The organism is Rhizobium sp. CSW-27, from assembly GCF_018760785.1.
GTDB lineage: Bacteria > Pseudomonadota > Alphaproteobacteria > Rhizobiales > Rhizobiaceae > Neorhizobium.
On sequence record NZ_JAHHZO010000001.1, the window covers coordinates 665,345 to 687,294 of the forward strand.

At 63.6% G+C, this 21,950-nt stretch carries 21 protein-coding genes; 11 read left to right on the top strand and 10 right to left on the bottom strand.

Annotation, left to right across the window (positions count from 1 at the left end; genetic code table 11):
- Positions 1-78: 78 nt before the first annotated feature.
- Together ileS and KLP42_RS03360 are read right to left on the bottom strand one after the other, a co-directional pair.
- Positions 79-3,012, bottom strand: coding sequence for an isoleucine--tRNA ligase (gene ileS / locus KLP42_RS03355; protein ID WP_215564743.1), 2,934 nt, complete (start codon positions 3,010-3,012; stop codon positions 79-81).
- Between the two features lie 261 nt (positions 3,013-3,273).
- Positions 3,274-4,485, bottom strand: a complete 1,212-nt coding sequence (locus tag KLP42_RS03360) for a GGDEF domain-containing protein (protein ID WP_143125072.1) — start codon at positions 4,483-4,485, stop codon at positions 3,274-3,276.
- A 282-nt stretch (positions 4,486-4,767) separates the two neighbouring features.
- Between KLP42_RS03360 and KLP42_RS03365 the strand changes: the two genes are divergently transcribed.
- The 3 genes from KLP42_RS03365 to KLP42_RS03375 are packed head-to-tail and all read left to right on the top strand — an operon-like array spanning position 4,768 to position 6,271.
- The gene (locus KLP42_RS03365) at positions 4,768-4,980 is read left to right on the top strand and encodes a hypothetical protein (RefSeq protein ID WP_188134280.1); all 213 of its coding nucleotides are present in this window, start codon (positions 4,768-4,770) and stop codon (positions 4,978-4,980) included.
- A 14-nt stretch (positions 4,981-4,994) separates the two neighbouring features.
- On the top strand, positions 4,995-5,939 hold the full coding sequence (locus tag KLP42_RS03370; RefSeq protein ID WP_215564744.1) for a dihydrodipicolinate synthase family protein: 945 nt from the start codon (positions 4,995-4,997) through the stop codon (positions 5,937-5,939).
- A 23-nt stretch (positions 5,940-5,962) separates the two neighbouring features.
- Positions 5,963-6,271: a hypothetical protein gene (locus tag KLP42_RS03375; protein ID WP_215564745.1), complete on the top strand. Its 309-nt coding sequence runs from the start codon at positions 5,963-5,965 to the stop codon at positions 6,269-6,271.
- Between the two features lie 12 nt (positions 6,272-6,283).
- Here the strand turns inward: KLP42_RS03375 and KLP42_RS03380 are convergent, their stop codons facing one another.
- The 3 genes from KLP42_RS03380 to chrA all read right to left on the bottom strand — a co-directional run bounded on the left by KLP42_RS03380 (position 6,284) and on the right by chrA (position 9,574).
- Positions 6,284-7,264 carry a bifunctional riboflavin kinase/FAD synthetase gene (locus tag KLP42_RS03380; protein ID WP_215564746.1) on the bottom strand — a complete coding sequence of 327 codons (981 nt, stop codon included), beginning with the start codon at positions 7,262-7,264 and terminating at the stop codon, positions 6,284-6,286.
- 14 nt (positions 7,265-7,278) lie between these two features.
- Entirely contained in the window at positions 7,279-8,127 is an 849-nt protein-coding gene (locus tag KLP42_RS03385; RefSeq protein ID WP_215564747.1) for a TIGR01459 family HAD-type hydrolase, read from the bottom strand.
- Positions 8,128-8,248: 121 nt separating this feature from the next.
- Entirely contained in the window at positions 8,249-9,574 is a 1,326-nt protein-coding gene (gene chrA, locus KLP42_RS03390) for a chromate efflux transporter (RefSeq protein ID WP_215564748.1), read from the bottom strand.
- 198 nt (positions 9,575-9,772) lie between these two features.
- On the opposite strand from chrA, the gene groES reads away from it, so the two are divergent.
- Positions 9,773-10,069: a co-chaperone GroES gene (gene groES / locus KLP42_RS03395; protein ID WP_215564749.1), complete on the top strand. Its 297-nt coding sequence runs from the start codon at positions 9,773-9,775 to the stop codon at positions 10,067-10,069.
- Between the two features lie 71 nt (positions 10,070-10,140).
- Positions 10,141-11,778 (top strand): chaperonin GroEL, encoded by a 1,638-nt coding sequence (gene groL / locus KLP42_RS03400; RefSeq protein ID WP_215564750.1) that lies wholly within the window; start codon positions 10,141-10,143, stop codon positions 11,776-11,778.
- An 89-nt stretch (positions 11,779-11,867) separates the two neighbouring features.
- On the opposite strand, the gene KLP42_RS03405 is transcribed toward groL, so the two are convergent.
- Both KLP42_RS03405 and KLP42_RS03410 read right to left on the bottom strand, forming a co-directional pair.
- Positions 11,868-12,890, bottom strand: a complete 1,023-nt coding sequence (locus KLP42_RS03405) for an alpha/beta hydrolase family protein (RefSeq protein WP_215564751.1) — start codon at positions 12,888-12,890, stop codon at positions 11,868-11,870.
- Positions 12,891-12,935: 45 nt separating this feature from the next.
- Complete coding sequence (locus KLP42_RS03410) at positions 12,936-13,880, bottom strand: ornithine cyclodeaminase family protein (protein ID WP_215564752.1); 945 nt, start codon at positions 13,878-13,880, stop codon at positions 12,936-12,938.
- Between the two features lie 197 nt (positions 13,881-14,077).
- Here KLP42_RS03410 and KLP42_RS03415 point away from each other — a divergent pair, with 197 nt between their 5' ends.
- Positions 14,078-14,527 (top strand): DoxX family protein, encoded by a 450-nt coding sequence (locus KLP42_RS03415; RefSeq protein ID WP_215564753.1) that lies wholly within the window; start codon positions 14,078-14,080, stop codon positions 14,525-14,527.
- Positions 14,528-14,854: 327 nt separating this feature from the next.
- Here the strand turns inward: KLP42_RS03415 and hisG are convergent, their stop codons facing one another.
- The 3 genes from hisG to hisS form a co-directional block, all read right to left on the bottom strand.
- On the bottom strand, positions 14,855-15,550 hold the full coding sequence (gene hisG / locus KLP42_RS03420; RefSeq protein WP_215564754.1) for an ATP phosphoribosyltransferase: 696 nt from the start codon (positions 15,548-15,550) through the stop codon (positions 14,855-14,857).
- Positions 15,547-16,731: an ATP phosphoribosyltransferase regulatory subunit gene (locus KLP42_RS03425; protein ID WP_215564755.1), complete on the bottom strand. Its 1,185-nt coding sequence runs from the start codon at positions 16,729-16,731 to the stop codon at positions 15,547-15,549. The genes hisG and KLP42_RS03425 overlap by 4 nt, the downstream gene beginning before the upstream one ends.
- Before the next feature lie 189 nt (positions 16,732-16,920).
- Entirely contained in the window at positions 16,921-18,441 is a 1,521-nt protein-coding gene (hisS, locus tag KLP42_RS03430) for a histidine--tRNA ligase (RefSeq protein WP_215564756.1), read from the bottom strand.
- Between the two features lie 378 nt (positions 18,442-18,819).
- On the opposite strand from hisS, the gene KLP42_RS03435 reads away from it, so the two are divergent.
- From KLP42_RS03435 to KLP42_RS03455, 5 genes are all read left to right on the top strand, one after another.
- Positions 18,820-19,575, top strand: coding sequence for a hypothetical protein (locus KLP42_RS03435; protein WP_215564757.1), 756 nt, complete (start codon positions 18,820-18,822; stop codon positions 19,573-19,575).
- Positions 19,576-19,613: 38 nt separating this feature from the next.
- Complete coding sequence (locus KLP42_RS03440; RefSeq protein WP_215564758.1) at positions 19,614-20,009, top strand: hypothetical protein; 396 nt, start codon at positions 19,614-19,616, stop codon at positions 20,007-20,009.
- Between the two features lie 51 nt (positions 20,010-20,060).
- The gene (gene copM / locus KLP42_RS03445) at positions 20,061-20,468 is read left to right on the top strand and encodes a CopM family metallochaperone (protein ID WP_215564759.1); all 408 of its coding nucleotides are present in this window, start codon (positions 20,061-20,063) and stop codon (positions 20,466-20,468) included.
- 95 nt (positions 20,469-20,563) lie between these two features.
- Positions 20,564-21,280, top strand: coding sequence for an HAD family hydrolase (locus tag KLP42_RS03450; RefSeq protein ID WP_215564760.1), 717 nt, complete (start codon positions 20,564-20,566; stop codon positions 21,278-21,280).
- Complete coding sequence (locus KLP42_RS03455) at positions 21,280-21,945, top strand: DNA-3-methyladenine glycosylase I (RefSeq protein ID WP_215564761.1); 666 nt, start codon at positions 21,280-21,282, stop codon at positions 21,943-21,945. Before KLP42_RS03450 ends, KLP42_RS03455 begins: the two co-directional genes overlap by 1 nt.
- The last annotated feature ends 5 nt before the right edge of the window (positions 21,946-21,950 follow it).

Below are 21,950 nucleotides of genomic sequence, written 5' to 3' on the forward strand. Positions count from 1 at the left end.
CAATGGCCGAGAATTCCGGCCAATTTCAGGCAGACTTACCGGATGACGCGCCAAAGCGCAATCATCCGGCATGGTTTGTTACGCCAGCGCGGCAAGTTCGCGCAGGGCCTGCGCGTCGCGTGCGGAGACATCCGGATAGTCCGGATCGGACCCGACATCCCTGGTGATTTTCCAGGAGCGGGCGCAGCGGGTGCCTTCGGCCAGCTTCGGCTCCACCGCAACCTTGGTGCCATCGTCCAGACGGAAGGCCTCTGCCGGCCCCTCGCCCGCCACGACGGAAATATCCGAGGTGATGCAGATTTCGGCGAAATCCAGACCGTCCAGCGCCTTCAGAAGCTCCGGATCGGCCACATGAACGACCGGGGCTGCCTCCAGCGACGAGCCGATGCGCTTTTCCTTGCGCTCCACTTCCAGCGCGCCGGTGACGGCCCGGCGGACGGTGCGGACATGCTTCCACTTCTCCGCGACCGCCTCGTTCGCCCAATCGGCCGGGATGGTCGGGAACTGTTCGAGGTGGACGGATTCGGCGGACGGATCGCGCGAGAGCCAGGCCTCTTCCGTGGTGAAGGGCATCATCGGGGCAAACCACAGCACCAGGCAATCGAAGAGCTTGCGGATGACGTGGAGTGCCGCGCGGCGCTTCAGGCTCGAGGGCGCCTCGCAGTAAAGCGTATCCTTGCGGATGTCGAAATAGAAGGCCGACAGTTCCACATTGGCGAAGTCGCTCAGAGCGCGGACGATGCGCTTGAAATCGAACTCGTCATAACCCTTGCGCACCAGCTGGTCGAGTTCGCTCAAGCGATGCAGCATCAGCTTTTCGAGTTCCGGCAGCTCGGCATAGGCGATCTCCTCGCCCTTGTCGTGGGCGAGCGTGCCGAGCATCCAGCGGATCGTGTTGCGGATCTTGCGGTAGGCATCGATATTGGTCTGGATGATCGTCTTGCCGAGGCGCTGGTCCTCGGCATAATCGGTCGACATAACCCAGAGGCGCAGGATATCGGCGCCGGATTCCTTCATCACATCCTGCGGCGTCACCGTGTTGCCGAGCGATTTCGACATCTTGCGGCCGTCTTCGGCCATGGTGAAGCCATGGGTGATGACGGCGTTATAGGGCGCGCGGCCGCGCGTGGCGCAGCTTTCCAGAAGCGAGGAATGGAACCAGCCGCGATGCTGGTCGGAGCCTTCCAGATAGACATCCGCCGGCCATTTCAGGTCCGGGCGGTCTTCCAGCGTAAATGTGTGGGTCGAGCCACTGTCGAACCAGACGTCGAGAATGTCGGTGACCATCTGCCACTTCTCGCCGTCATGCTCGTTGCCGAGGAAACGCTCCTTGGCACCGGCCGCAAACCAGGCATCCGCCCCTTCCGCCTCGAAGGCTTCGAGAATGCGGGCATTGACCTTTTCGTCCTTCAGGACATTGCCTTCGGCATCAGCGAAGACGCAGATCGGCACGCCCCAGGCACGCTGGCGCGACAGCACCCAGTCCGGACGCTGCTCGATCATGGCGCGCAGGCGGTTCTGGCCGCCGGCGGGGACGAAACGGGTCTGGTCGATGGCCGAGAGCGCGCGGGTGCGCAGCGTCGTGCCGTCGCCGAGTTCCTTGTCCATGTAGACGAACCACTGCGGCGTGTTGCGGAAGATCACCGGCTTCTTGGAGCGCCAGGAATGCGGGTAGTCATGCTTGATGCGGCCACGGGCAAACAGATTGTTCGCCGCGATCAGAGCCTCGATCACCCGCTTGTTGGCATCGCCCTTCTTACCGTTATCGTCGATGACACGCGCCGCACCGCCTTCGGCGGAGGGGCCGAAGCCGGGAGCGTCTTCCGTGTAGAAGCCGGCGTCATCGACCGGGAACGGGATTTTGGTGTCGATGCCGCGCTCCGCCAGAGCCTTGGCGTGACCCATCCAGGCGTCAAAGTCTTCACGACCATGGCTTGGCGCCGTGTGGACGAAGCCGGTACCGGCATCATCGGTGACGTGATCGCCGTCAAGCAGGGGCACGTCGAAGGTGTAACCGAGGTCTACGAGCGGATGGGCGCAAACCACTTCTTTGAGTTCCCATCCCTCAACACTACGAAGCAGGGAGAGTTTCAACTTTGCTTTAGTTGCACACTCTTCGAAAAGTCGCTTGGCGATGACTAAGCGCTCTTTCGGCTGAGGACCAAATTCATTTGCGGCTTCATCAACTTCATACAATCCATATTCGATTTTCGAAGAGAATGAGATCGCTCTGTTACCTGGAATCGTCCACGGTGTGGTCGTCCAAATAACTACACTCGCACCGTCCAAGAAGAGCTTTTTGTCCCAATCATTATTCTTAATTTCGCGAAAGCCACTCTCCACCACCGGGAACTTCACCCAGATCGTATCACTTTCAACCTCGTGATACTCCACCTCGGCTTCCGCCAGCGCCGTGCGCTCCACCACCGACCACATGATCGGCTTGGAGCCGCGATAGAGCTGGCCGCTCATGGCGATCTTCAAAAGCTCGCCGGCGATGCGGGCTTCCGAATGGAAGGCCATGGTCGTGTAGGGATTGTCGAAATCGCCTTCGATGCCGAGACGACGGAATTCCTCCGACTGGATGTTGATCCAGCCTTGCGCGAATTCGCGGCATTCCTGACGGAATTCGTTGATCGGGACCTCGTTCTTGTCCTTGCCCTTGGCGCGGTAGGCTTCCTCGATCTTCCATTCGATGGGAAGGCCGTGGCAATCCCAGCCCGGAACATAGTTCGAGTCATAGCCGCGCATCTGGAACGAGCGGGTGATGACGTCCTTCAGCACCTTGTTCAGCGCATGGCCGATATGGATGTTGCCGTTGGCGTAAGGCGGGCCATCGTGCAGCACGAATTTTTCGCGGCCGGCGGCGGAAGCGCGCAGCTTCTTGTAGAGCCCCATCTCCTTCCACTTCTTCGCCATTTCCGGCTCCTTCTGGGGAAGGCCGGCGCGCATCGGAAACTCGGTCTGCGGCAGGTAGAGCGTGGAGGAATAATCGGTCTTGGTATCGGTCATGGATCAGCCATTCAGGGAGGCGACGGCAAAATGGGTCGCGCGGATGAAATTCGACGTGGCGGAAGAAACGTGCCCGGACGAAACGACGCCCAAGCACCGAAAACCCGGACCTTCCCGCGCGATTACGCTGCGTGGAAGGCCGGGCCGATAATTCGATGCATGCGGGCCACGGAAACGATCGTCATAGTGCCGGGTTGTTTAAGGGTTTTTGCCGGCAAAAGGAAGGGGCAAGATCGGGCGGAAATGCGCGGCGCCGACCGCTCAGGCAAAGGCAAGCGGCGCGCCACGGCCGGGCTCCGGCGGCAGGGGCCTGCCGCGATGCGCCACCACACGGTTGCGCCCCTCCTCCTTCGCCGCATAAAGGCCGCTGTCGGCATCGGCCATCCACGCATCCAGGCTGCGGGCCGGATCATCCATCACGGTGACCCCGCAGGAGAAGGTCAGCCGGAACCGGTTGTCGCCGGAGCGGATCTCCTCCGTCGAGAGGAAGGAAAGCAGCGCCTGGATGACGCCAAGCGCCGACGCCTGATCGTGGCCGGGCAGGCAGATGCCGAACTCCTCGCCCCCCAGACGCCCGAAGATCGCCTGGGCAGGCAGGATCTTGCGCAGGCATTCGGAAAACTGCACCAGCGCATCATCACCGGCGCGGTGGCCATAGGTATCGTTTATACGCTTGAAGTGGTCGAGATCGAGCACCGCGATGGCGGTTGCACCCCGGCTGGCAAGCTGCGCCGCCTGCTCCAGAAAGACCCGACGGTTGAGAAGCCCCGTCAGCGTGTCGCGCTCGGCCAGCCTGCGCTGCATCTCGCCGCTGCGTTCCAGCTTCAGCACCATGGCCATCATGAAGGACAGCAGGTTGAAGATCAGAAGCAGCATGCTGGTATAGGCCATCCAGTCCGACACCGGCAGCCGGTCGATGAACTGCACCGGATAGAGAATGGCAAGCGGCGCCGTCATCAGGTTGGCAAGCGCATAGACCGCATAGATGGCGGAGGCCAGCCGGCCGGAGGGCAGCCACTCGCCGGGTTTCCCCCGCCACAGCACCGCGGCGCCGAGCGCCAGATTGGCCGCCGACCCCACATAGATCAGCATGATGCGCATGGAGGTGGGATCAGCCGTCAGTTCCGCCAGGCCAAAGCCGATACAGACGAACACGGAGACAACGAAGGCCTCGCCGATCCGGTAGGGTTGTCCGTAGAATTCCTTGAAGCCCAGCCGCATGAAGCCGGTCAGCGCGACATAGATCGAGCCGCCGAGATAGGCGAGGATGTTGTGGGGCAGCGCTTCGGTCATGCTGGTGCAGATCGCGCCCAGCACCATGAACCAGGCGGCAAGCACCCAGTAGATCATGTCCTTCTGGCGAGGGGACCGTATCCACGCAATGGTGGCGACCACCACCACGGCAAAATTGACCACCGCATTGTAGGTGACGACCGTCAGCAGATCCAGCATCGGCGCGATACGCTTTTTCAAATAGATCCGCCGGATTCGGCGGTTTCTGCAATGACGCCACTCCTGTTGTCCCGCCGCAAGGGGCGAAATGGTCAACAAAGGGTAAACGTCCGGCCTTCCACAGCTATTCGCACGGCACACGCGTCCGGCAGGCCGAAGGAAGCGTCAACGGAGCCTCCGGCGCCAGCCAGCGGCGGCCGCGCCGTCTTGAGGAAATCTTGATGCGGGCCGGATGATTTCCAAATCGAAACCTGATGCCGGCAGGCCTAGCTTTGAGCCTGCAACAGCATGAGGGATCTACCCATGTACAGGCTCAGCCTCTTCTGCGCGCAGGATATCCAGGCGCACGAACTCTTTTCCATCATCCGCGCGGCAAGCCGCGAGACCTCGGCGCCGCAGGCGACACCCCCCGCAGCGAACGCGCCTGCTGCCGCAACGCTCCCCTGGCGCCAACGTTTTGGGCGCCAGCGTTTCGGGCGCCTGCTCAGCCGGCTGATGGCCGAGCCGCAGGTGTGACGGGAGCCGCCATCATGCCTCTTTCCCCGTTTCAGGGAACCTTCGTCGATCTCGTCACCCCGTTCCGGGACGGCACGCTGGACCATACCGGCCTGTCGCTGCTGATCGAATGGCAGATCCAGGCCGGGATCGAGGGCCTCGTCGTCTGCGGCGAGGCGAGCGAATCCCATTGCCTGACGCCTGCCGAGCGGGCCACCGTCATGGCCACGGCCATCGAGGTGGCGCATGGTCGCGTGCCTGTGCTTGCCGGCATCGTCACCAACTCCACCGACAGGGCGATAACGCTGATCGATGAGGCACGCCAGGCCGGCGTCGATGGAGCCGTTCTGGTCCTGCCCTATTACAACAAGCCCTGCGCAGAGGGCGTGGTGCGGCATGTGATGCAGATCACCGCCGGTGCCGGCCTGCCGGTGCTTCTGCTGAGCCGCCCCGCCACCACCATGCTTGCGTTGACACCGGAACTTGTTGAGCGCCTGGCCGGCCTGCCGAACGTGTCCGGCATCATCGACGGCTCGCGCGATCACGCTGCCCTCTTCGGCCTCTCCGATGACACGCGCCTGCGCACCCGTCTCTATTGCGGCGACGGGCAGGGCGATGTCACGGGCTTTCTCGGTTCGGCCGGCTGCATCTCCTGGGTCGCCAATGTCGCACCGCGTTTGGCCGCCTCGCTGCATCATGCGGCCGCAGGCGGCAATCTCAAGGCCGCGCATGCATTGCAGACGCGCCTGCAGCCGCTGCTCGATGCCATGGACCGCGATCATCCGGTCTCGACGTTGAAGCAGGCGCTTGCCTATGTGTTCGGCACCTCGCCGGAAGTGCGCCTGCCGCTGGTGCCGGTGGAAGCGCAGAATCTGGCGGCGCTGCGCACCGCTCTCTCGCTCGTCGGCCTTTCGACCGACCTTCCCTTCCTGCAGGCAGCCGCCCTTGCCACGCAAGGCGGCCTGCGCTGCCGGCTCTGACCCTGTCGAACAAGGAGACTATGATGGGTTCCGCCCAGAAAGCCGAGGATCACCAACGATCCTGCATCGCATCCCTGCCCCGCTTCACCATCGGCCGCGATCATCACGGCTGGTGGGTGGTGCACGACCGTCAGGATCGTGTCGGCGGGCTGTTCCGCACCCGCGAGGCAGCACTGCACTTTGCCGCCGGCGAATGCGAACACCCGATCACCGAGATCTGCATGGCCGAGACCGGCCGCGTGATCGAACTCGGCGCCTTTACCGCCGATACCCTGCCGCCGGCAGCGCTGGCACGGCAGCAGCCCCGTCACGCGATGCGCGCGCGGGCCTGACGAGGCCTCTTCTCAGAAGGCGATCCGGGCGTCCAGAGCCCCGAGCGGCTGGACGCCCTGCAGCAGCGCCTTTGCCTCCGCCTCGTCCTGCTTCATCTGCGCCACCAGCGCGTCGAGACCGTCGAACTTCAGTTCCGGGCGCAGATAGCCGAAGAACGAAACCGACGAGACCTCGCCATAGAGGCTGCCGGAGAAATCGAAGAGGAAGGTTTCGAGCAGCGGCGCGCCGTTGTCGGTCACCGTCGGGCGGCGGCCATAACTTGCGACGCCGTCGTGAAGCGAACCGTCCAGCCGGCGGAAGCGAACGGCATAGATGCCGGACCTGAGTTCGGTTTCCGGCGCAAGGCGCATGTTGGCGGTGGGATAGCCGAGCGTGCGCCCCAGCTTCTCGCCATCGATCACCTCGGCCGCCACCGTGTAGCGGTAGCCAAGCAGGCCGGCAGCTTCCACCACATTGCCTTCGCCGAGCAGGGCGCGGATGCGACTGGACGAAATCACCTCGGCACCCTCGTCACGGAAGGCATCGACCAGCGACACGTCGAAGCCGTAGCGGCGACCGGCCTCCATCAGGAAAGCCGGGCCACCCTCGCGGCCCCGGCCGAAATGGAAATCGAAGCCGGTGACGACACCGCTCGCCTTCAGCCAGCCGCAGAGGACGGTCTGGACGAAATCCTCGGCGGAGCGCTGCGAGAAATTGCGGTCGAACGGATATTCGATGACCGAGTGGAAGCCCATGGCCGCCAGCAGGCGGGCCTTGAGCGGTGCAGGGGTCAGGCGGAACACCGGCTGGTCCGGCCGGAAGACCGTACGCGGATGCGGTTCGAAGGTCAGCACCAGCGCCGGCACGCCGCGCTGTTCGGCCAGCGCCAGCGCCCGCTCCAGCACGCTGCGGTGGCCGCGATGCACGCCGTCGAAATTGCCGATCGCCACCACACCGCCCTGCAGGTCGGCCGGCAGCGGCTCCTTCTTCTCATTGCGGTGAAATACGGTCATGAGGCGATCTTCCGTCAGGCGAGGCGCGGCATCCACCACTTCGGCGTCGCCCCCTCGCGCTTCAGATAGGCATTGAGGATCGCCTCGTCGGTCTCACCGTTCACCGTGTACTCGGCCGCATGGATGCCGCCGGAAATGTAGAGAAGGTCGAGGCCGTAGCTGAGCGCCCCCTTCACATCGGTCGGCATGCCGTCGCCAACGGCGATCACCTTGGCCATGTCGATCTCGCCGCGGACCTCGCGGGCAGCGGCAAGCGCTGCCTCGTAGATCGGCCGGTGCGGCTTGCCGGCAATGCGGGTGGAGCCGCCGAGCTGTTCGTAATAGGCGGCAACGGCGCCCGCACAGGGGATGATGCGATGGCCGCGCTCAACCACCAGATCCGGATTGGCGCAGATCAGCGGCGCACCCTTGGCGACGAAGCGGGTCAGCATGTCGTGATAGTCTTCCGGCACTTCCGTTTCGTCATCGAAGAAGCCGGTGCAGACGATCGCCTCTGCCGCCTCCTCGCCGGTCACGGTGACATCGAGCCCTTCGAGCAGCGGCATGTCGCGCTCGGGGCCGAGCAGGAACACCTTTTTCGGGCCTTCGGCAATCAGCCGGCGGGTCACGTCGCCGGAGGTGACGATGCGGTCATAGGCCTCGTCCGGCACGCCGAGCACACGCAGCTGGTCTATGACGCCCGGCGCCGGACGCGGCGAATTGGTGATCAGCACCACGGCAAGCCCTGCCTTGCGGGCATCGGCGAGCGCCACGCAGGCGGCCGGAAAGGCATCGACGCCATTATGCAGCACGCCCCACACATCCGAAAGCACGAGCTGATAGCCCGCCGTGATCGCGCTGAGATTCTGAATGCGGTGTGCCATGATCATCCGGTGCCCTGAAAAAGATATGGCGCTGACATGGCAAAGCTAACGCCCGATGGCAAGGAGTTTCCGTGCGAACGCGCAAGGCAGGCGCCGCGCCGGCCCCGGTGTCATATCCCCGTCAGACCCCCGTCAGCCGCCAGAGAAGTCCGGCAGCCGCGCACAGGCCAAGCACCTTCACCATGCCGATCTTCAGCCGCAGCAGCAGAACGGCAGAAACGACGAAGAGAACGAACGCCGCCGGATCGAGCGAGGCAAGCCGCGGCCACCAGAGACCCGGCGCGCCCTCGCCCGTCCAGGCGGGAAGGAGCGGCAGGCGCTGCACCTCGGCAAACAGCACATGCAGGCCGAACCACAGCGCCAGATTGGCGATGACGCCGACGACGGCCGCGGTGATGGCCGACAGGGCCGCGGAAATCTGCGGCTTGCCGCGCAGCCGCTCGATATAGGGCGCACCGGCAAAGATCCAGATGAAGCTCGGCACGAAGGTGGCCCAGGCCACCAGAACCGCGCCGAGAATGCCGCCGATCACCGGCTCCAGCCCCGGCACCGTGCGGAAGCCGACGAGATAGCCGACATAGGAGAGCACCAGCACCAGCGGGCCGGGCGTGGTTTCGGCCAGCGCCAGCCCGTCCAGCATCTCGCCCGGTCTCAGCCAGCCGTAATCCTGCACGGCGACCTGCGCCACATAGGCAAGCACCGCATAGGCACCGCCAAAGGTGACGAGCGCCATTCTGGAGAAGAAGGCGAACATGGCGGCAAGGTTGTCCGCGCCGGCAAGCAGCGAGAGAATGAGTAAGGGCAGTTGCCAGACGAGGATCCAGAACCCCAGCTGCAGCAGGGCGCGACCGGGCGGCGGACGGGGGCGCAACACCTCCGCCGGTCCGGCTGCGACGGGTTCAGCCGGCAGGCTCCGTGCCCGCAGATAGCCGGCAATTCCCGCCGCCAGCACCACCAGCGGAAACGGCAGCGCCAGCACGAAGAGCGCCAGGAAGGCGAAAACCGCAAGTCCTCGCAGGAAACGGGTCTTCAGCGTGCGGCGCGCCAGCCGCAGCACCGCCTCCAGCACGATGGTCAGTACCGCCGCCTTCAAGCCGAAGAACAGGCCGGACAGCCAGCCGGCCTCCTGATAGAGCGCATAGGCGGTGGAGAGCCCGATGATGACGGCAAGACCGGGCAGGACGAAGAGCAGGCCGGCGACGATGCCGCCGCGCACCCCGTGCGTCAGCCAGCCGATATAGGTGGCAAGCTGCTGCGCCTCCGGGCCGGGCAGCAGCATGCAGTAGTTCAGCGCATGCAGATAGCGCTCCTCGCGAATCCAGCGCTTCTCCTCCACGCAGACGCGGTGCATCAGTGCGATCTGCGCCGCCGGGCCGCCGAAAGACAGGCAGCCGATGCGCGCAAAGGCAAGCGTCAGCTCACCGAAGGACGGGGCGACAGTGGTCATGCGCGGATGAGAAAAAGCGGGACGCCGGAGGCAGGCACAAAAGCCCCGCCGCGGGATAAAATTTCTTGGCCCCGTTCTTGACTCATCCAGGCTCCAATCTTATCTCAACGGCGCTGGCACTCACCAGTTGGGAGTGCTAACAGCACAATCGCGGGGAACTTTGAACCCGCCTATGTCATTTGATCGAGGGATTAGACAATGGCAAGCACCAATTTCCGCCCGCTGCACGACCGCGTTGTCGTTCGTCGCGTCGAGTCTGAAGAAAAGACCAAGGGCGGCATCATCATTCCCGACACCGCCAAGGAAAAGCCGGCAGAAGGCGAAGTGATCGCTGTTGGTCCGGGCGCCCGCAAGGACAACGGCGAGCTGGTTGCGCTCGACGTGAAGGTCGGCGACCGCGTCCTGTTCGGCAAGTGGTCCGGTACGGAAGTCAAGATCGACGGCGTTGACCTTCTGATCATGAAGGAAGCCGACATCATGGGCATCATCGGCTGATCTTCGGCCGACGGTTCTTCCACCTCAAGATTGAACGACAGCGGGCTTGATAAGCCCAAGGGAGTTTTCACATGGCTGCTAAAGAAGTCAAATTCGGCCGCACCGCGCGCGAAAAGATGCTGCGTGGCGTCGACATTCTCGCTGATGCCGTCAAGGTAACGCTCGGCCCGAAGGGTCGTAACGTCGTCATCGACAAGTCCTTCGGCGCTCCGCGCATCACCAAGGACGGTGTATCGGTTGCCAAGGAAATCGAACTGGAAGACAAGTTCGAGAACATGGGCGCCCAGATGGTCCGCGAAGTTGCGTCGAAGACCAACGACATCGCAGGCGACGGCACCACCACCGCAACCGTTCTGGCCCAGGCCATCGTTCGCGAAGGCCAGAAGGCCGTTGCTGCCGGCATGAACCCGATGGACCTGAAGCGCGGCATCGATCTCGCCGTTGCTGAAGTCGTGAAGGATCTCCAGGCCAAGGCCAAGAAGATCAACACCTCGGAAGAAGTTGCCCAGGTCGGCACCATCTCCGCAAACGGCGACGCACAGGTTGGCCGCGACATCGCGGAAGCCATGCAGAAGGTCGGCAACGAAGGCGTCATCACGGTTGAAGAAGCCAAGACCGCCGAGACCGAACTCGAAGTCGTCGAAGGCATGCAGTTCGACCGCGGCTACCTGTCGCCCTACTTCGTCACCAACCCGGAAAAGATGGTTGCTGACCTGGAAGACGCCTTCATCCTGCTGCACGAAAAGAAGCTCTCGAACCTCCAGGCCATGCTGCCGGTTCTCGAAGCTGTCGTTCAGACCGGCAAGCCGCTCGTCATCATCGCTGAAGACGTCGAAGGCGAAGCTCTTGCAACGCTCGTCGTCAACAAGCTGCGTGGCGGCCTGAAGATCGCTGCCGTCAAGGCTCCGGGCTTCGGCGATCGCCGCAAGGCCATGCTGGAAGACATCGCAATCCTGACCGGCGGTACCGTGATCTCCGAAGATCTCGGCATCAAGCTCGAAAATGTCACCCTCGACATGCTCGGCCGCGCCAAGAAGGTTTCGATCTCCAAGGAAAACACCACGATCGTCGATGGCAACGGCCAGAAGGCTGACATCGAAGGCCGCGTTGCCCAGATCAAGGCCCAGATCGAAGAAACCACCTCCGACTACGACCGCGAAAAGCTGCAGGAACGTCTTGCCAAGCTCGCTGGCGGCGTTGCCGTGATCCGCGTTGGCGGTGCAACGGAAGTCGAAGTGAAGGAGCGCAAGGACCGCATCGACGACGCTCTGAACGCAACCCGCGCGGCCGTTCAGGAAGGCATCGTCCCGGGCGGTGGTACCGCTCTGCTGCGTTCCTCCACGAAGATCTCGGTCAAGGGCGCAAACGACGACCAGGAAGCCGGCATCAACATCGTTCGCCGTGCACTCCAGGCTCTGGTTCGCCAGATCGCCGACAATGCCGGTGACGAAGCTTCGATCGTTGTTGGCAAGATCCTCGAAAAGAACGACGACAACTTCGGCTACAACGCTCAGACCTCCGAGTATGGCGACATGATCGCCATGGGTATCGTTGACCCGGTCAAGGTTGTTCGTACCGCTCTGCAGAACGCCGCTTCGGTTGCTTCGCTGCTGATCACGACGGAAGCCATGATCGCCGAACTGCCGAAGAAGGATGCACCCGCAATGCCGGGCGGCATGGGCGGAATGGGCGGCATGGACATGATGTAAGACCTTCGGGTCTTACATCTGGACCATCCGGTTCGGAATACGGAAAGGGCGTCGGGCAACCGGCGCCCTTTCTGCATGGGCCGGATGCTTCAGCTTGCCGGGCCGACAAGTGCTGCGAGCGTCAGTTGCGCGGCGATTGCGTGCACGGCGGCCCTGTCAACCCCCGGCGCATCCACCCAGTAATGTGCATTGTCGCGAGCCGCCGTCTCTACCCCGACCGGCAGCAGCGTGTAATGCCCCACATGCTTGCCGAGACTGGTCAGACGACTGTTGGGCAGGCGTTCGTTCAGCCAGGCGGAGCAGAGGTCATAGGGTGCTTCCTCATCCGCCTCACCACACAGGATCGTCACCGGCAGATGGAGGTCGCGCAGGCTCGTCTCCGTGAACCCACGCACCGGCGGCGCAGGCGCGATTGCTACGACCGCACGCAGCCGCTCGTCACGGTAGCTCTGCGACTGCCGCTCCCAGGACTGGCGGAACACGGTGCTGGACGCCAGAAGCGGCTCGATCTGGCCGGCAAGATCCGGCATTTCCTGCGGGCCGGCAGTCGAGGGATGGTCCTTGACGAAGGCCATCATCCGTTCCGTTTCCGTAATGGCACCCGCCAGCGCCAGCGCCGTATAACCGCCCAGCGAAAAGCCGGCAGCCGTGACATCGGAAAGATCCAGCCGCCCGGCAAACACGCCCTCCGACGAGAGGCAATCCAGCAGGAAACTCAGATCCCGCGCCCTTTCCCACCAGCACAGAAAGCCTTCGGCACGATAGGCTTCCACGCCGGTATTGCCATGATGATCAACGCCCAGCACCACACGACCTTGCGCTGCAAGGGCAGAGGCGAGCCAGCCGAGACCCGAGGCGGAACCGCCGGTGCCATGCGAGATCAGAACCACCGGATAGCGATCCGCATCGGCGGCAAGGGGCGCCTCGGGCGCCAGTGGACCAAGAGAATAAAGCGGGCGACGCGGCGGGATCGCGATGTCCCGCGCGAGGCTCCCTGCCGCGGCGGGATACCAGGCGGACCAGCGGACAGGGCGCGGTCCCTCGCCGCTCCAGTTCGACCGCGCCTCGTCCAGCAGCAGTCCGGCTGCAAAGCCTATCGTTAAAGCCGTCACGCCGTTCCTCCTCACCCTGTCCATCCTCGGGCAGGATAGGAATATTCACCGCTCAATTTCAATGCCGGGTGCGCACCGTTCGAGGATCGCTGCGGCTACCAGAACCTCCGTGCCCGCCAGACCGGTGGAGCAGAACAGCGTGACATCCTCCTGCCGCCTGACCGGCTTGCCTGTCGCGACAAGCAGGGAGAGGTCCTCGATGCGCATCATGTCCGGCGTGTCGGTGAGGAAGAAGGGCTTGGCATAGGCCAGCATCTGTTCCGGGGAATCGGTCGCGATCGTTCGCGCGACCGAGGCAACCTCTACCGCAAGCTCGTGGGCATCGACGAATTTGGGGCCGACCGTATTCACATGCGTGCCCGGCTTCAGCCAGGACGCGTCCAGAACAGGCATCGTGCTGGACGTTGCACAGATCACGATGTCGCTCTGCTCCGCCGCCTGGCGGGCTGTCTCGACAGGACGGACGGATATGCCCAGACGCCGTTCCATTTCATCGGCAAACCGAAGCCTGTTTGCTTCGTTGCGGCTGTAGACAAGGGCATGCTGGATCCGGCGCACCTCGGCAGCCGCTTCCAGCTGTGATTTGGCCTGCTCGCCGCTGCCGATGACGCCGACGATGCGCGCGTCGTCTCGCGCCATGTGGCGGATCGCGACGCCGCCGATCGCGCCGGTTCGAAGGGCACCCAACCGCGCGCCGATGACAAGCCCGAGGAGCGCGCCTGTGGAGGGATTCCAGATGGCGACGACCTGCTCATCCCGTTCCCCGTTGAAGGTCGTGTAGGCTCGGAAACCGGCGACCGGCTCGGTCCCGTCTGTCACGCCACCCACCGTGAACACCAGATCGCCTGCATCGCCCATCGCGACGCAATGCCTCGGCGGCGAGACCAGCCTGCCGGCGGCTTTCTCGCGGAACGCCTGCTCCACCGCCTCGATCGCGAAAGCAATCAGTGAAGGATCCAGGAGATCCTTGTCGGTAACGATCTTGACCATTTCTCTTGCCCTCGATGTTTCCGCCATGCTGCAACCTCAAGGGCAGTTCAGGTCAAGCCTCAAGATCACACGCCCCGCTCGTTCACTATTCCCGAACAATTCGTCTCCATCCGTTCATCTTTCACGGCGCGACAATCTGGCGCATATTCTCCTCCAGACATACACCGCCGCCACGGCACACCCTCTGGAGACTTTCCATGTCGACCACCAACAACGCAGTCATTTTCGTTGCCCGCATCCTCCTCTCCTTCATCTTCATCCTGTCCGGCTTCGGCAAGCTGGCCGATCCTTCCGGCACGGCCGGCATGATCACTGGCGCCGGCCTTCCGGCCGCGACCGCCCTTGCCTATCTCGCCGGCCTCTTCGAACTCGTGACCGGTCTTGCCGTTCTCGTCGGTTTCCAGGTTCGGATCGTCGGCTGGGCGCTTGCCCTCTTCTGCATCTTCACCGGCGCCGTCTTCCATTCCGGCACGGTTGCCATCCCGGGCTGGCCGGACGCGGCGCTCGGCTGGATCAACACGCTGAACAGCATCATGATGATGAAGAATTTTACCCTGGCCGGCGCCTATATCCTGCTCGCCACCGTCGGTGCCGGCGCCTATTCGCTGGACGCCCGCCGTGGCGCAGCCTCGGCCGTCACCGCCTGATATCCACCGCCCGCAAGGCAAAAACGAACCCGCCGGAGCAATCCGGCGGGTTTTTTGTTGTCGAGACTGGACTTTTGTGGCGTGGCACCGTGCCCCCCTCATCCGCCCTTCGGGCACCTTCTCCCCGAGGGGGAGAAGGATTAAGCTGCACCGTCGGCGCCCTTCGTTAACGCATAAGCCGACTTCGACGTTTTACGGTTCACTCTATCCGCCGATGTCCAAGTTCTAAGGTGGCGCAAGGCACCCGCGCCCCTCCCTTCTCCCCTCGGGGAGAAGGTGCCCGAAGGGCGGATGTGGGGGCTTGGGTGCGGCAGACGGAACGTCCGCTCAAACCACCCCGCGCACGGCCTCGATGATCTTCGCCACCGTCGCATTGCCCTCGTGCTCCTGCTTGCGGGCGCGGACAAGGCAGGCTTCGGAGCGCAGGATCACGCCATCCGACAGCACTTTCAGGTGGTTGGCGACGAGCGTCGAACCGGTGGAGGTGATGTCGACGATGATATCCGCCTGACCCGCCGCCGGCGCGCCTTCGGTCGCGCCGAGGCTTTCGACGATACGATACAGCTGAATGCCGTGGCTTCCGGAAAAATGCTGCTGGGTGAGCCGCCAGTACTTTGTCGCGATCGCCAGCCGCCGTCCGTGGCGGGCGCGGAATTCGGCGGCCACATCCCCGAGGTCTGCCATGGTTTCCACGTCGAGCCAGATCTCCGGTACGGCGACCACCACATCCGCACGGCCGAAACCGAGACGGGCGGCAATCTCCACGCGGGCATCGGCATCCGCCAGCCCCTCGCGCACCAGATCCTCGCCGGTGACGCCGAAATCCACGGTGCCATTGCCGATCTCGCGCGAGATTTCAGACGCCGAGAGGAAGGCGATCTCGACATCCTCGAACCCTTCGACGCGGCCGCGATAGGAGCGGTCATTGCCGACGGCGACGATCTTCATGCCGGCCTTCTCGAAGATGGCGGAGGCATCGTCCTTCATGCGGCCCTTGGAGGGAAGCCCGATGGTAATCGTCATCGTAGTTCTCCGCTTTTGCGCGGCGATTGCGTCCGAAAACCGGCTTCCACTTTTCGGATCGCCGCGCCCCCTTTCGCCTTCTGGATGCGGTCCAGCCACATGGAAAAACCGACGGCCGGGATGTGATCCTTTGCGCCGAGCAGAGTCAGCATGCGGTCATACCGCCCGCCGCCGATGAGCACGTCGTGTTCGCCACGCACGGTGACCTCGAACACGAGACCGGTGTAATAATCGAGCGGACGGCCGAAGGCGGCCCGCCAGGTGATATCGGCAAGCGAGGCGCCGGCATCGCGAAGCGCTGCCACGCGCGCGTCGAACCCGGCAATCGCCGCCTCCAGCGGCAGGGCGGCGGAGCGGGCGAAATCGGACAGCACGCCCGGCGCATAACGCAGCGAGACGTTGATGGAGAGAAACTCCTTCAGCGCATCGAGCTTGGCGCTATCGAGCGAGGCACCGGCGAGCAGCCGCTTTTCCTTCAGCCGCCGCACGATCTCTTCCGGCGCACGGCTGGCATTGGTGAGGTAACCGGTGCGCTCCATCTCGTCGCGCAGATGCGCGGCAAGGCCGGCGTCATCACCCGCCTCCAGCATGCGCTCCACTTCCGGCGAAAGGCCGGCGACCGGTTGCGGTCTTGCGAGACGCGCAATGATCGCCTCCAGCACATCCGTCTGGCCGAAGGCGCGCACGAGGCGGCGCTGCCAGCCGACGGGAAGGCCAAGCGCTGCCACGACGGCCTCGAATACCGCCTGATCGCCGATGGTGACGGCAAAGGCATGTGACGGCAGCACGGTCTGCAGGCAGGCCAGCGCATCGGCGACGATCCGGGCGTCAGCGGTGGCTGCATCCGTATCGCCCAGATCCTCCAGCCCTGCCTGATAGAATTCGTTTGCACCCTCGCGGCGCTGGCGGAACACTTCGCCGAGATAGGCATAACGTTTCGGCGTGCCGGTGGCGGTTTCGATATGCCGCAGGCAGACCGGAATGGTGAATTCCGGCCTCAGGCAGAGGCTTTCCCCCCGCTCGTTTTCGGTCAGAAAGATCCGGCGGCGCAGGTCTTCGCCCGCCATGTCGAGAAAGGGTTCCGCCGGCTGGATGACCGGGGTGTCGACGCGGGTGGTGTTGCGCCGGGAAAATTCGTCCAGGATCGCCGGGGCGAAATCGGGCATGTCGATCAGGGGCATGGGGGTGCTCCCTTTGAGCTTGTGTCGCTGCCCCTCATCCGGCTGCCGCCACCTTCTCCCCGTCCAGACGGGGAGAAGGAGAATGCCGCGCCGTTTCCGCCATCAACCGAGGTCGCACCGGGCAGATCCCCTCTCCCCGCCTGCGGGGAGAGGGTTAGGGTGAGGGGCCAAAACTGCGAGCCGCTCACGTCAAACATCCTTCGCCCGGCGGCGGTCTTCGGCCTGGTGGGCGAGGATCTCCTTGACCTTTTCCACCAGCTCCGCTTCCGGCACGACGACCTGCGCAACGCGGGCCTCGCGCCATTCGGCATTGTCGGTGATCTCGCCGGACAGACGCTTGCCCTCGATCAGGTCCTTGATCTGCACGACGCCTTGCGCCCGCTCGTCACCCCCCTGGATGATGGCGATGGGCGAGCCGCGACGGTCGGCATATTTCAGCTGGTTGCCGAATTTCTTCCAGTTGCCCTGGTACATTTCGGCACGAATGCCAGCGTTGCGCAGTGCCTGGGTGAACCGCTGGTAGCGCCCCATGGCCTCGACATCGCCATCCATAACGGTGACGAGAACCGGCGCGAGGATCTCGTCCTGCCCCAGCTTGCCGAGGTTCTTCAGCGCCGTCATCAGGCGCGAGACGCCGATGGAAAAACCGGTGGCCGGCACCGGCTGGCCCATGAAGCGCGAGACGAGCCCATCATACCGCCCGCCGCCGCCGACCGAACCGAAGACGACCTTTTCGCCCTTTTCGTTGGTGACATCGAAGGTGAGTTCGGCTTCGTAGACGGGGCCGGTGTAATATTCGAGGCCGCGGACGACGGAGGGATCGATCTTGATGCGATCGGCATCATATCCAGCACCAACGACAAGCGCGCCGATGGTGTTCAGTTCTTCGACGCCTTCCGCACCCTTGGAGGTGCCTTCGACAAGGGCAGCCAGTTCGGCAGCACTTTCGGCATAATTCTTAATCCCGACGAAGAAGAGAACCTTCCGGATTTGCTCTTCATTAAGCCCCGCTCCCTTGGTGAAGTCGCCGCTTTCATCCTTGCGGCCTTCGCCGAGCAGCAGGCGCACACCTTCCGGGCCGAACTTGTCGAGCTTGTCGATCGCCCGCAGCACGTTCAGCCGGCGTCCCGCATTCTCCTCGCCGCCCAGACCGATGGCTTCCATCACACCATCCAGAACCTTGCGGTTGTTGACGCGGATCACGTAATCGCCGCGTTTGATGCCAAGCGCTTCCAGCGTATCGGCCATCATCATGCACATTTCGGCATCGGCGTTCACGCCCGGCGCGCCGACCGAATCCGCATCGAACTGCATGAACTGGCGGAAGCGACCCGGGCCCGGCTTTTCGTTGCGGAACACATAGCCGGCGCGATAGGTGCGGTAGGGCAGCTGGATCTCGTTAAAGTTTTCGGCGACGTGGCGAGCGAGCGGCGCGGTGAGGTCGTAGCGCAGGCTCATCCACTGCTCGTCGTCATCCTGCAACGAGAAAACGCCCTCGTTCGGGCGGTCGCTGTCGGGCAGGAATTTTCCGAGCGCATCGGTATATTCGAACAGCGGCGTCTCGATCGGGTCGAAACCGTAGCGCTCGTAGACCTCGCGGATCTTTGCGACCATTTCGTTGGTGGCATGGATATCGGCGGCGGTGCGATCGACAAAGCCGCGCGGCAGGCGGGCTTTCAGTTTCTGCGGTTTCTTCTGCTTGTCGCTCATGATGCTTTTCCTTGCCGCCGGCGCCTCACCAAAAAGGCCGGAATTTTGAGCGGTTTCTTAGAGGATCACGCCAGAAGCGGCAAGGGTGAAGGCTGGCGACGTTCACGCTCGCCTGATAAGATGGCGGCATGGCGGAAAGTCGCGAAGAACATCTGAGCGGTTGATAGCTGATCCAATGGACGGAGCCAGTTCGCCCCCCTCTGCCCTGCCGGGCATCTCCCCCACGGGTGGGGAGATTCGTCAACAGCAACGTCTCGCCTAACATCGGCGCTTAGGGGCGGGAAGCCGGTGCGCCCATCCGATCTCCCCCCTTGTGGGAGAGATGCCCGGCAGGGCAGAGGGGGGCTGCAATTTTCAATGCCGGTGGACCGATAGCCCATGATCCTCGAAGCCCTGAATTACGCCGCAAGCGTGCCGCTGACGCCCGCCGCCTTCCGCCCGCATATTGCCTCTTCCGTCAGCCTCTCGGCCCGCGCCAGACGGTGCAAAACGGCCTGGGCGGAGCACGAGGCCAAAAGCCAGGCGCAGGTGCTGGAGACGGTGAAGACCATGCGGGAGCGGCGCACTGCCGTGGTTCTGGGCTCCGGCCTGCTGCGCGACGTGCCGATCCGAGCGCTCTCGAAAGCCTTTGATACGGTGGTGCTGGTCGATCTCGTGCATCTTTCCAGCGTCCGGCTGTGGCTTGCCGCGAAGGGCCTGCGCAACACGCGGCTGATCCACCGCGACCTTTCCGGTTTCGAGGATGCAATGGCGGGCCGGACACCGGAGCCGCTCGCCTTCCTGCGCCAGGTGCCGTATCTCGATCTCGTCGTCTCGGCCAATATCCTGTCGCAGATCGGTGTCGGTTGCCGGCGGCGGCTGGAGCGCGAGGGCCAGGCGGACCGCGCGGCGGACATCGTGCCGGCGCTGATTGCCGCGCATCTGGAAGGCCTCGGCGCCCTGCCCTGCCGCACCTGTCTGATCACCGACATTTCCTATGAAGTCCGCGACCGGCAGGGCAAAGTGCTGGAAGACGACGATCTTCTCGCTGGCGTGGCCGTGCCCGCGCATCGCACAAGCTGGGACTGGCCGGTCATTCCGTTCGGCGAGGGAACAGGCGATTACCGGGCCATACACCGGGTGATCGCAGGTTAACGGAATTTCACTGGATTTTTCGCCGTCGCATCATCATCTTGCTCGTCATGCGCCGTTTTGCCTTTCCCATCGCCGTCATCGCCTGGCTGTTTACCAGCCTGATGCCGGCGCTTGCGCTGCCGTCAGCGCAGGACCATGCCGGCCATGCGCCGGTCATGGAGGCGATGCCGCATGCGGCGGCTGTTGCCGCGCACCCGCCCGCAGGCGCCGGCGCGCATGACCACGCGGCCAAGACGACGCCCTGTCCGGGGTGCGACGGAAAACCGGTAAAAGTCGCCTGCGCCATGAGCCTCTGCGCCGCCTGCACCTCGCTGGTGCCGGAACTTATGCTGGCCGCCTTCCGGCCGGCCATGGCCGATCATCCGGCGGCCCTGCCGATCTCGGCGCTCACCGGCATGGCCCCCGGCCCCGCCGATCCCCCTCCCCGCGCCTGACGCAGAAAACAAGACCGTTTTCTTTCAGTCGCGTCACAACGGGAGAGACCCATGAACGCCAAAATCCTTTCGGCCGCCCTTCTGGCCGCCACCCTTCTTGCCCTTCCTGCCACCGCCCAGGACAACAGCATGCCCAAGAACATGCATAAGAACATGCAGGGCGGTGCTCACCAGATGCATGGCGCAAAAGCCGGTGCGGCTGCGTCGCCTTCGACACAGGAATTCGAAGCGGCCAATGCGAAGATGCACACCGATATGGCCATCGCCTATTCCGGCAATCCGGATGTCGATTTCGTCCGCTCGATGATCCCGCATCACCAGGGGGCGATCGACATGGCGAAGATCGAGCTCAAGCACGGCAAGGACCCGGAGATCCGCAAGCTGGCGGAAGAGGTGATCCGCGCCCAGGAGGGCGAGATTGCCATGATGCGGGCCTGGCTTGCCAAACACGGGCAGTGAGCCTGCAATGAGCAGGATGCAATGGCGCGCAAGCGCCATTGCATTGCCGCATCATGAGGTTAGGGTAGAGGCGACACGCGAGGAAGAGGACCGCCATGACCATGCGCCCGCTGACGGTGATCGGTTTTGATGCCGATGATACGCTCTGGCAGAACGAGCAGTATTACAAGCTGACGGAGAGCCATTTTCGCGACCTTCTGGCCGAGTTCGCCGAGGGCGAGCATGTTTCCGAACGGCTGCTGGAGGCGGAGCGGCGCAACCTTGCCTATTACGGGTTCGGCATCAAGGGCTTTACGCTCTCGATGATCGAGACGGCGCTGGAGGTGACCGAGGGCAAGGCACCGGCCGAGGTGGTCAGCAAAATCCTCTCGATCGGCCGCGAGCTGCTGTCGCATCCGGTGGAATGTCTGCCGCATGCGCGTGAGGCGCTGGAGGCGCTCTGCGGCCATTATTTCCTCGTGCTGATCACCAAGGGCGACCTTTTCGACCAGGAACGCAAGCTGGCGCAATCCGGTCTCGGCGACTATTTCGACGCGGTCGAGATCGTCTCGGACAAGACCGCCACCACCTATCGGCGCATCTTCGGCAAACACGGCGAGGGACCGGAACAGGCGATGATGATCGGCAATTCGCTGAAATCCGACGTAGTGCCGGCGATTGCGGCAGGCGCCTGGGGTGTCTTCGTGCCCCACGAGCTGACCTGGGTGCTGGAGCATGTGGAAAAGCCGGCGGAAGCGCCGCGTTTTCGCGAGATCGCCACGCTGGGAGACGTGAAACCCCTGATCGACGAGATTTGCAGTGAGGCTCTGTGATGCGCAGTTTTGAGGAAATCTGGTCGCTCGCGGTTGATCGCAAGGGCGAAGCGGCGGTGCGGGAGGGTCTGCAGTTTCCCAAACCACAGGCCGAGATTGCCGCGATGCCGGATGACCGGTTTCTCTCGCTGATGACCCGCTGCATCTTCCAGTCCGGCTTCAACTGGAAGGTCGTGGATGCCATGTGGCCGGGTTTCGAAGCCGCCTTCGAGGGCTTCGATATCGGCCATTGCATGATGCTGCACGATGAGGATTTCGGCCGGCTGGTCTCCGATACGCGGATCGTCCGGCACGGGCAAAAGATCAGATCCGTTCAGGAAAATGCCGTTTTTCTGGCTGACCTTGCCCGCGACCACGGCTCCGCCGGCACCTTCTTCGCCACCTGGCCGGCGGATAACTATATCGGCCTTCTCGATCTGCTGCAGAAGAAAGGTTCACGGCTGGGCGGCAATACCGGCCAGTATTTCCTTCGTTTTGCCGGGCTCGAGAGCTTCATCCTGTCGCAAAGCGTGGTGAACCGGCTGGTGGCGGAAGGCATCGTTACAAAGGCGCCTACCTCGGCGCGCGACAAGGCGGCGGTGCAGGCGGCCTTCAACACCTGGAAGGCACAATCCGGACGCTCGCTGACGGAAATCAGCCGCGTGCTGGCGCTCAGCATCGACTGATAAGA

What these genes read in the sequence shown, in the direction of transcription:
- KLP42_RS03380 (WP_215564746.1), bottom strand. Translation starts at nt 7,264, where the DNA reads ATGACCGTATTTCACCGCAATGAGAAGAAGGAGCCGCTGCCGGCCGAC.
- KLP42_RS03385 (WP_215564747.1), bottom strand. Translation starts at nt 8,127, where the DNA reads ATGGCACACCGCATTCAGAATCTCAGCGCGATCACGGCGGGCTATCAG.
- ileS (WP_215564743.1), bottom strand. Translation starts at nt 3,012, where the DNA reads ATGACCGATACCAAGACCGATTATTCCTCCACGCTCTACCTGCCGCAG.
- KLP42_RS03365 (WP_188134280.1), top strand. Translation starts at nt 4,768, where the DNA reads ATGTACAGGCTCAGCCTCTTCTGCGCGCAGGATATCCAGGCGCACGAA.
- KLP42_RS03370 (WP_215564744.1), top strand. Translation starts at nt 4,995, where the DNA reads ATGCCTCTTTCCCCGTTTCAGGGAACCTTCGTCGATCTCGTCACCCCG.
- hisG (WP_215564754.1), bottom strand. Translation starts at nt 15,550, where the DNA reads ATGACGATTACCATCGGGCTTCCCTCCAAGGGCCGCATGAAGGACGAT.
- KLP42_RS03450 (WP_215564760.1), top strand. Translation starts at nt 20,564, where the DNA reads ATGACCATGCGCCCGCTGACGGTGATCGGTTTTGATGCCGATGATACG.
- copM (WP_215564759.1), top strand. Translation starts at nt 20,061, where the DNA reads ATGAACGCCAAAATCCTTTCGGCCGCCCTTCTGGCCGCCACCCTTCTT.
- groL (WP_215564750.1), top strand. Translation starts at nt 10,141, where the DNA reads ATGGCTGCTAAAGAAGTCAAATTCGGCCGCACCGCGCGCGAAAAGATG.
- groES (WP_215564749.1), top strand. Translation starts at nt 9,773, where the DNA reads ATGGCAAGCACCAATTTCCGCCCGCTGCACGACCGCGTTGTCGTTCGT.
- KLP42_RS03425 (WP_215564755.1), bottom strand. Translation starts at nt 16,731, where the DNA reads ATGCCCCTGATCGACATGCCCGATTTCGCCCCGGCGATCCTGGACGAA.
- chrA (WP_215564748.1), bottom strand. Translation starts at nt 9,574, where the DNA reads ATGACCACTGTCGCCCCGTCCTTCGGTGAGCTGACGCTTGCCTTTGCG.
- hisS (WP_215564756.1), bottom strand. Translation starts at nt 18,441, where the DNA reads ATGAGCGACAAGCAGAAGAAACCGCAGAAACTGAAAGCCCGCCTGCCG.
- KLP42_RS03435 (WP_215564757.1), top strand. Translation starts at nt 18,820, where the DNA reads ATGATCCTCGAAGCCCTGAATTACGCCGCAAGCGTGCCGCTGACGCCC.
- KLP42_RS03415 (WP_215564753.1), top strand. Translation starts at nt 14,078, where the DNA reads ATGTCGACCACCAACAACGCAGTCATTTTCGTTGCCCGCATCCTCCTC.
- KLP42_RS03455 (WP_215564761.1), top strand. Translation starts at nt 21,280, where the DNA reads ATGCGCAGTTTTGAGGAAATCTGGTCGCTCGCGGTTGATCGCAAGGGC.
- KLP42_RS03375 (WP_215564745.1), top strand. Translation starts at nt 5,963, where the DNA reads ATGGGTTCCGCCCAGAAAGCCGAGGATCACCAACGATCCTGCATCGCA.
- KLP42_RS03410 (WP_215564752.1), bottom strand. Translation starts at nt 13,880, where the DNA reads ATGGTCAAGATCGTTACCGACAAGGATCTCCTGGATCCTTCACTGATT.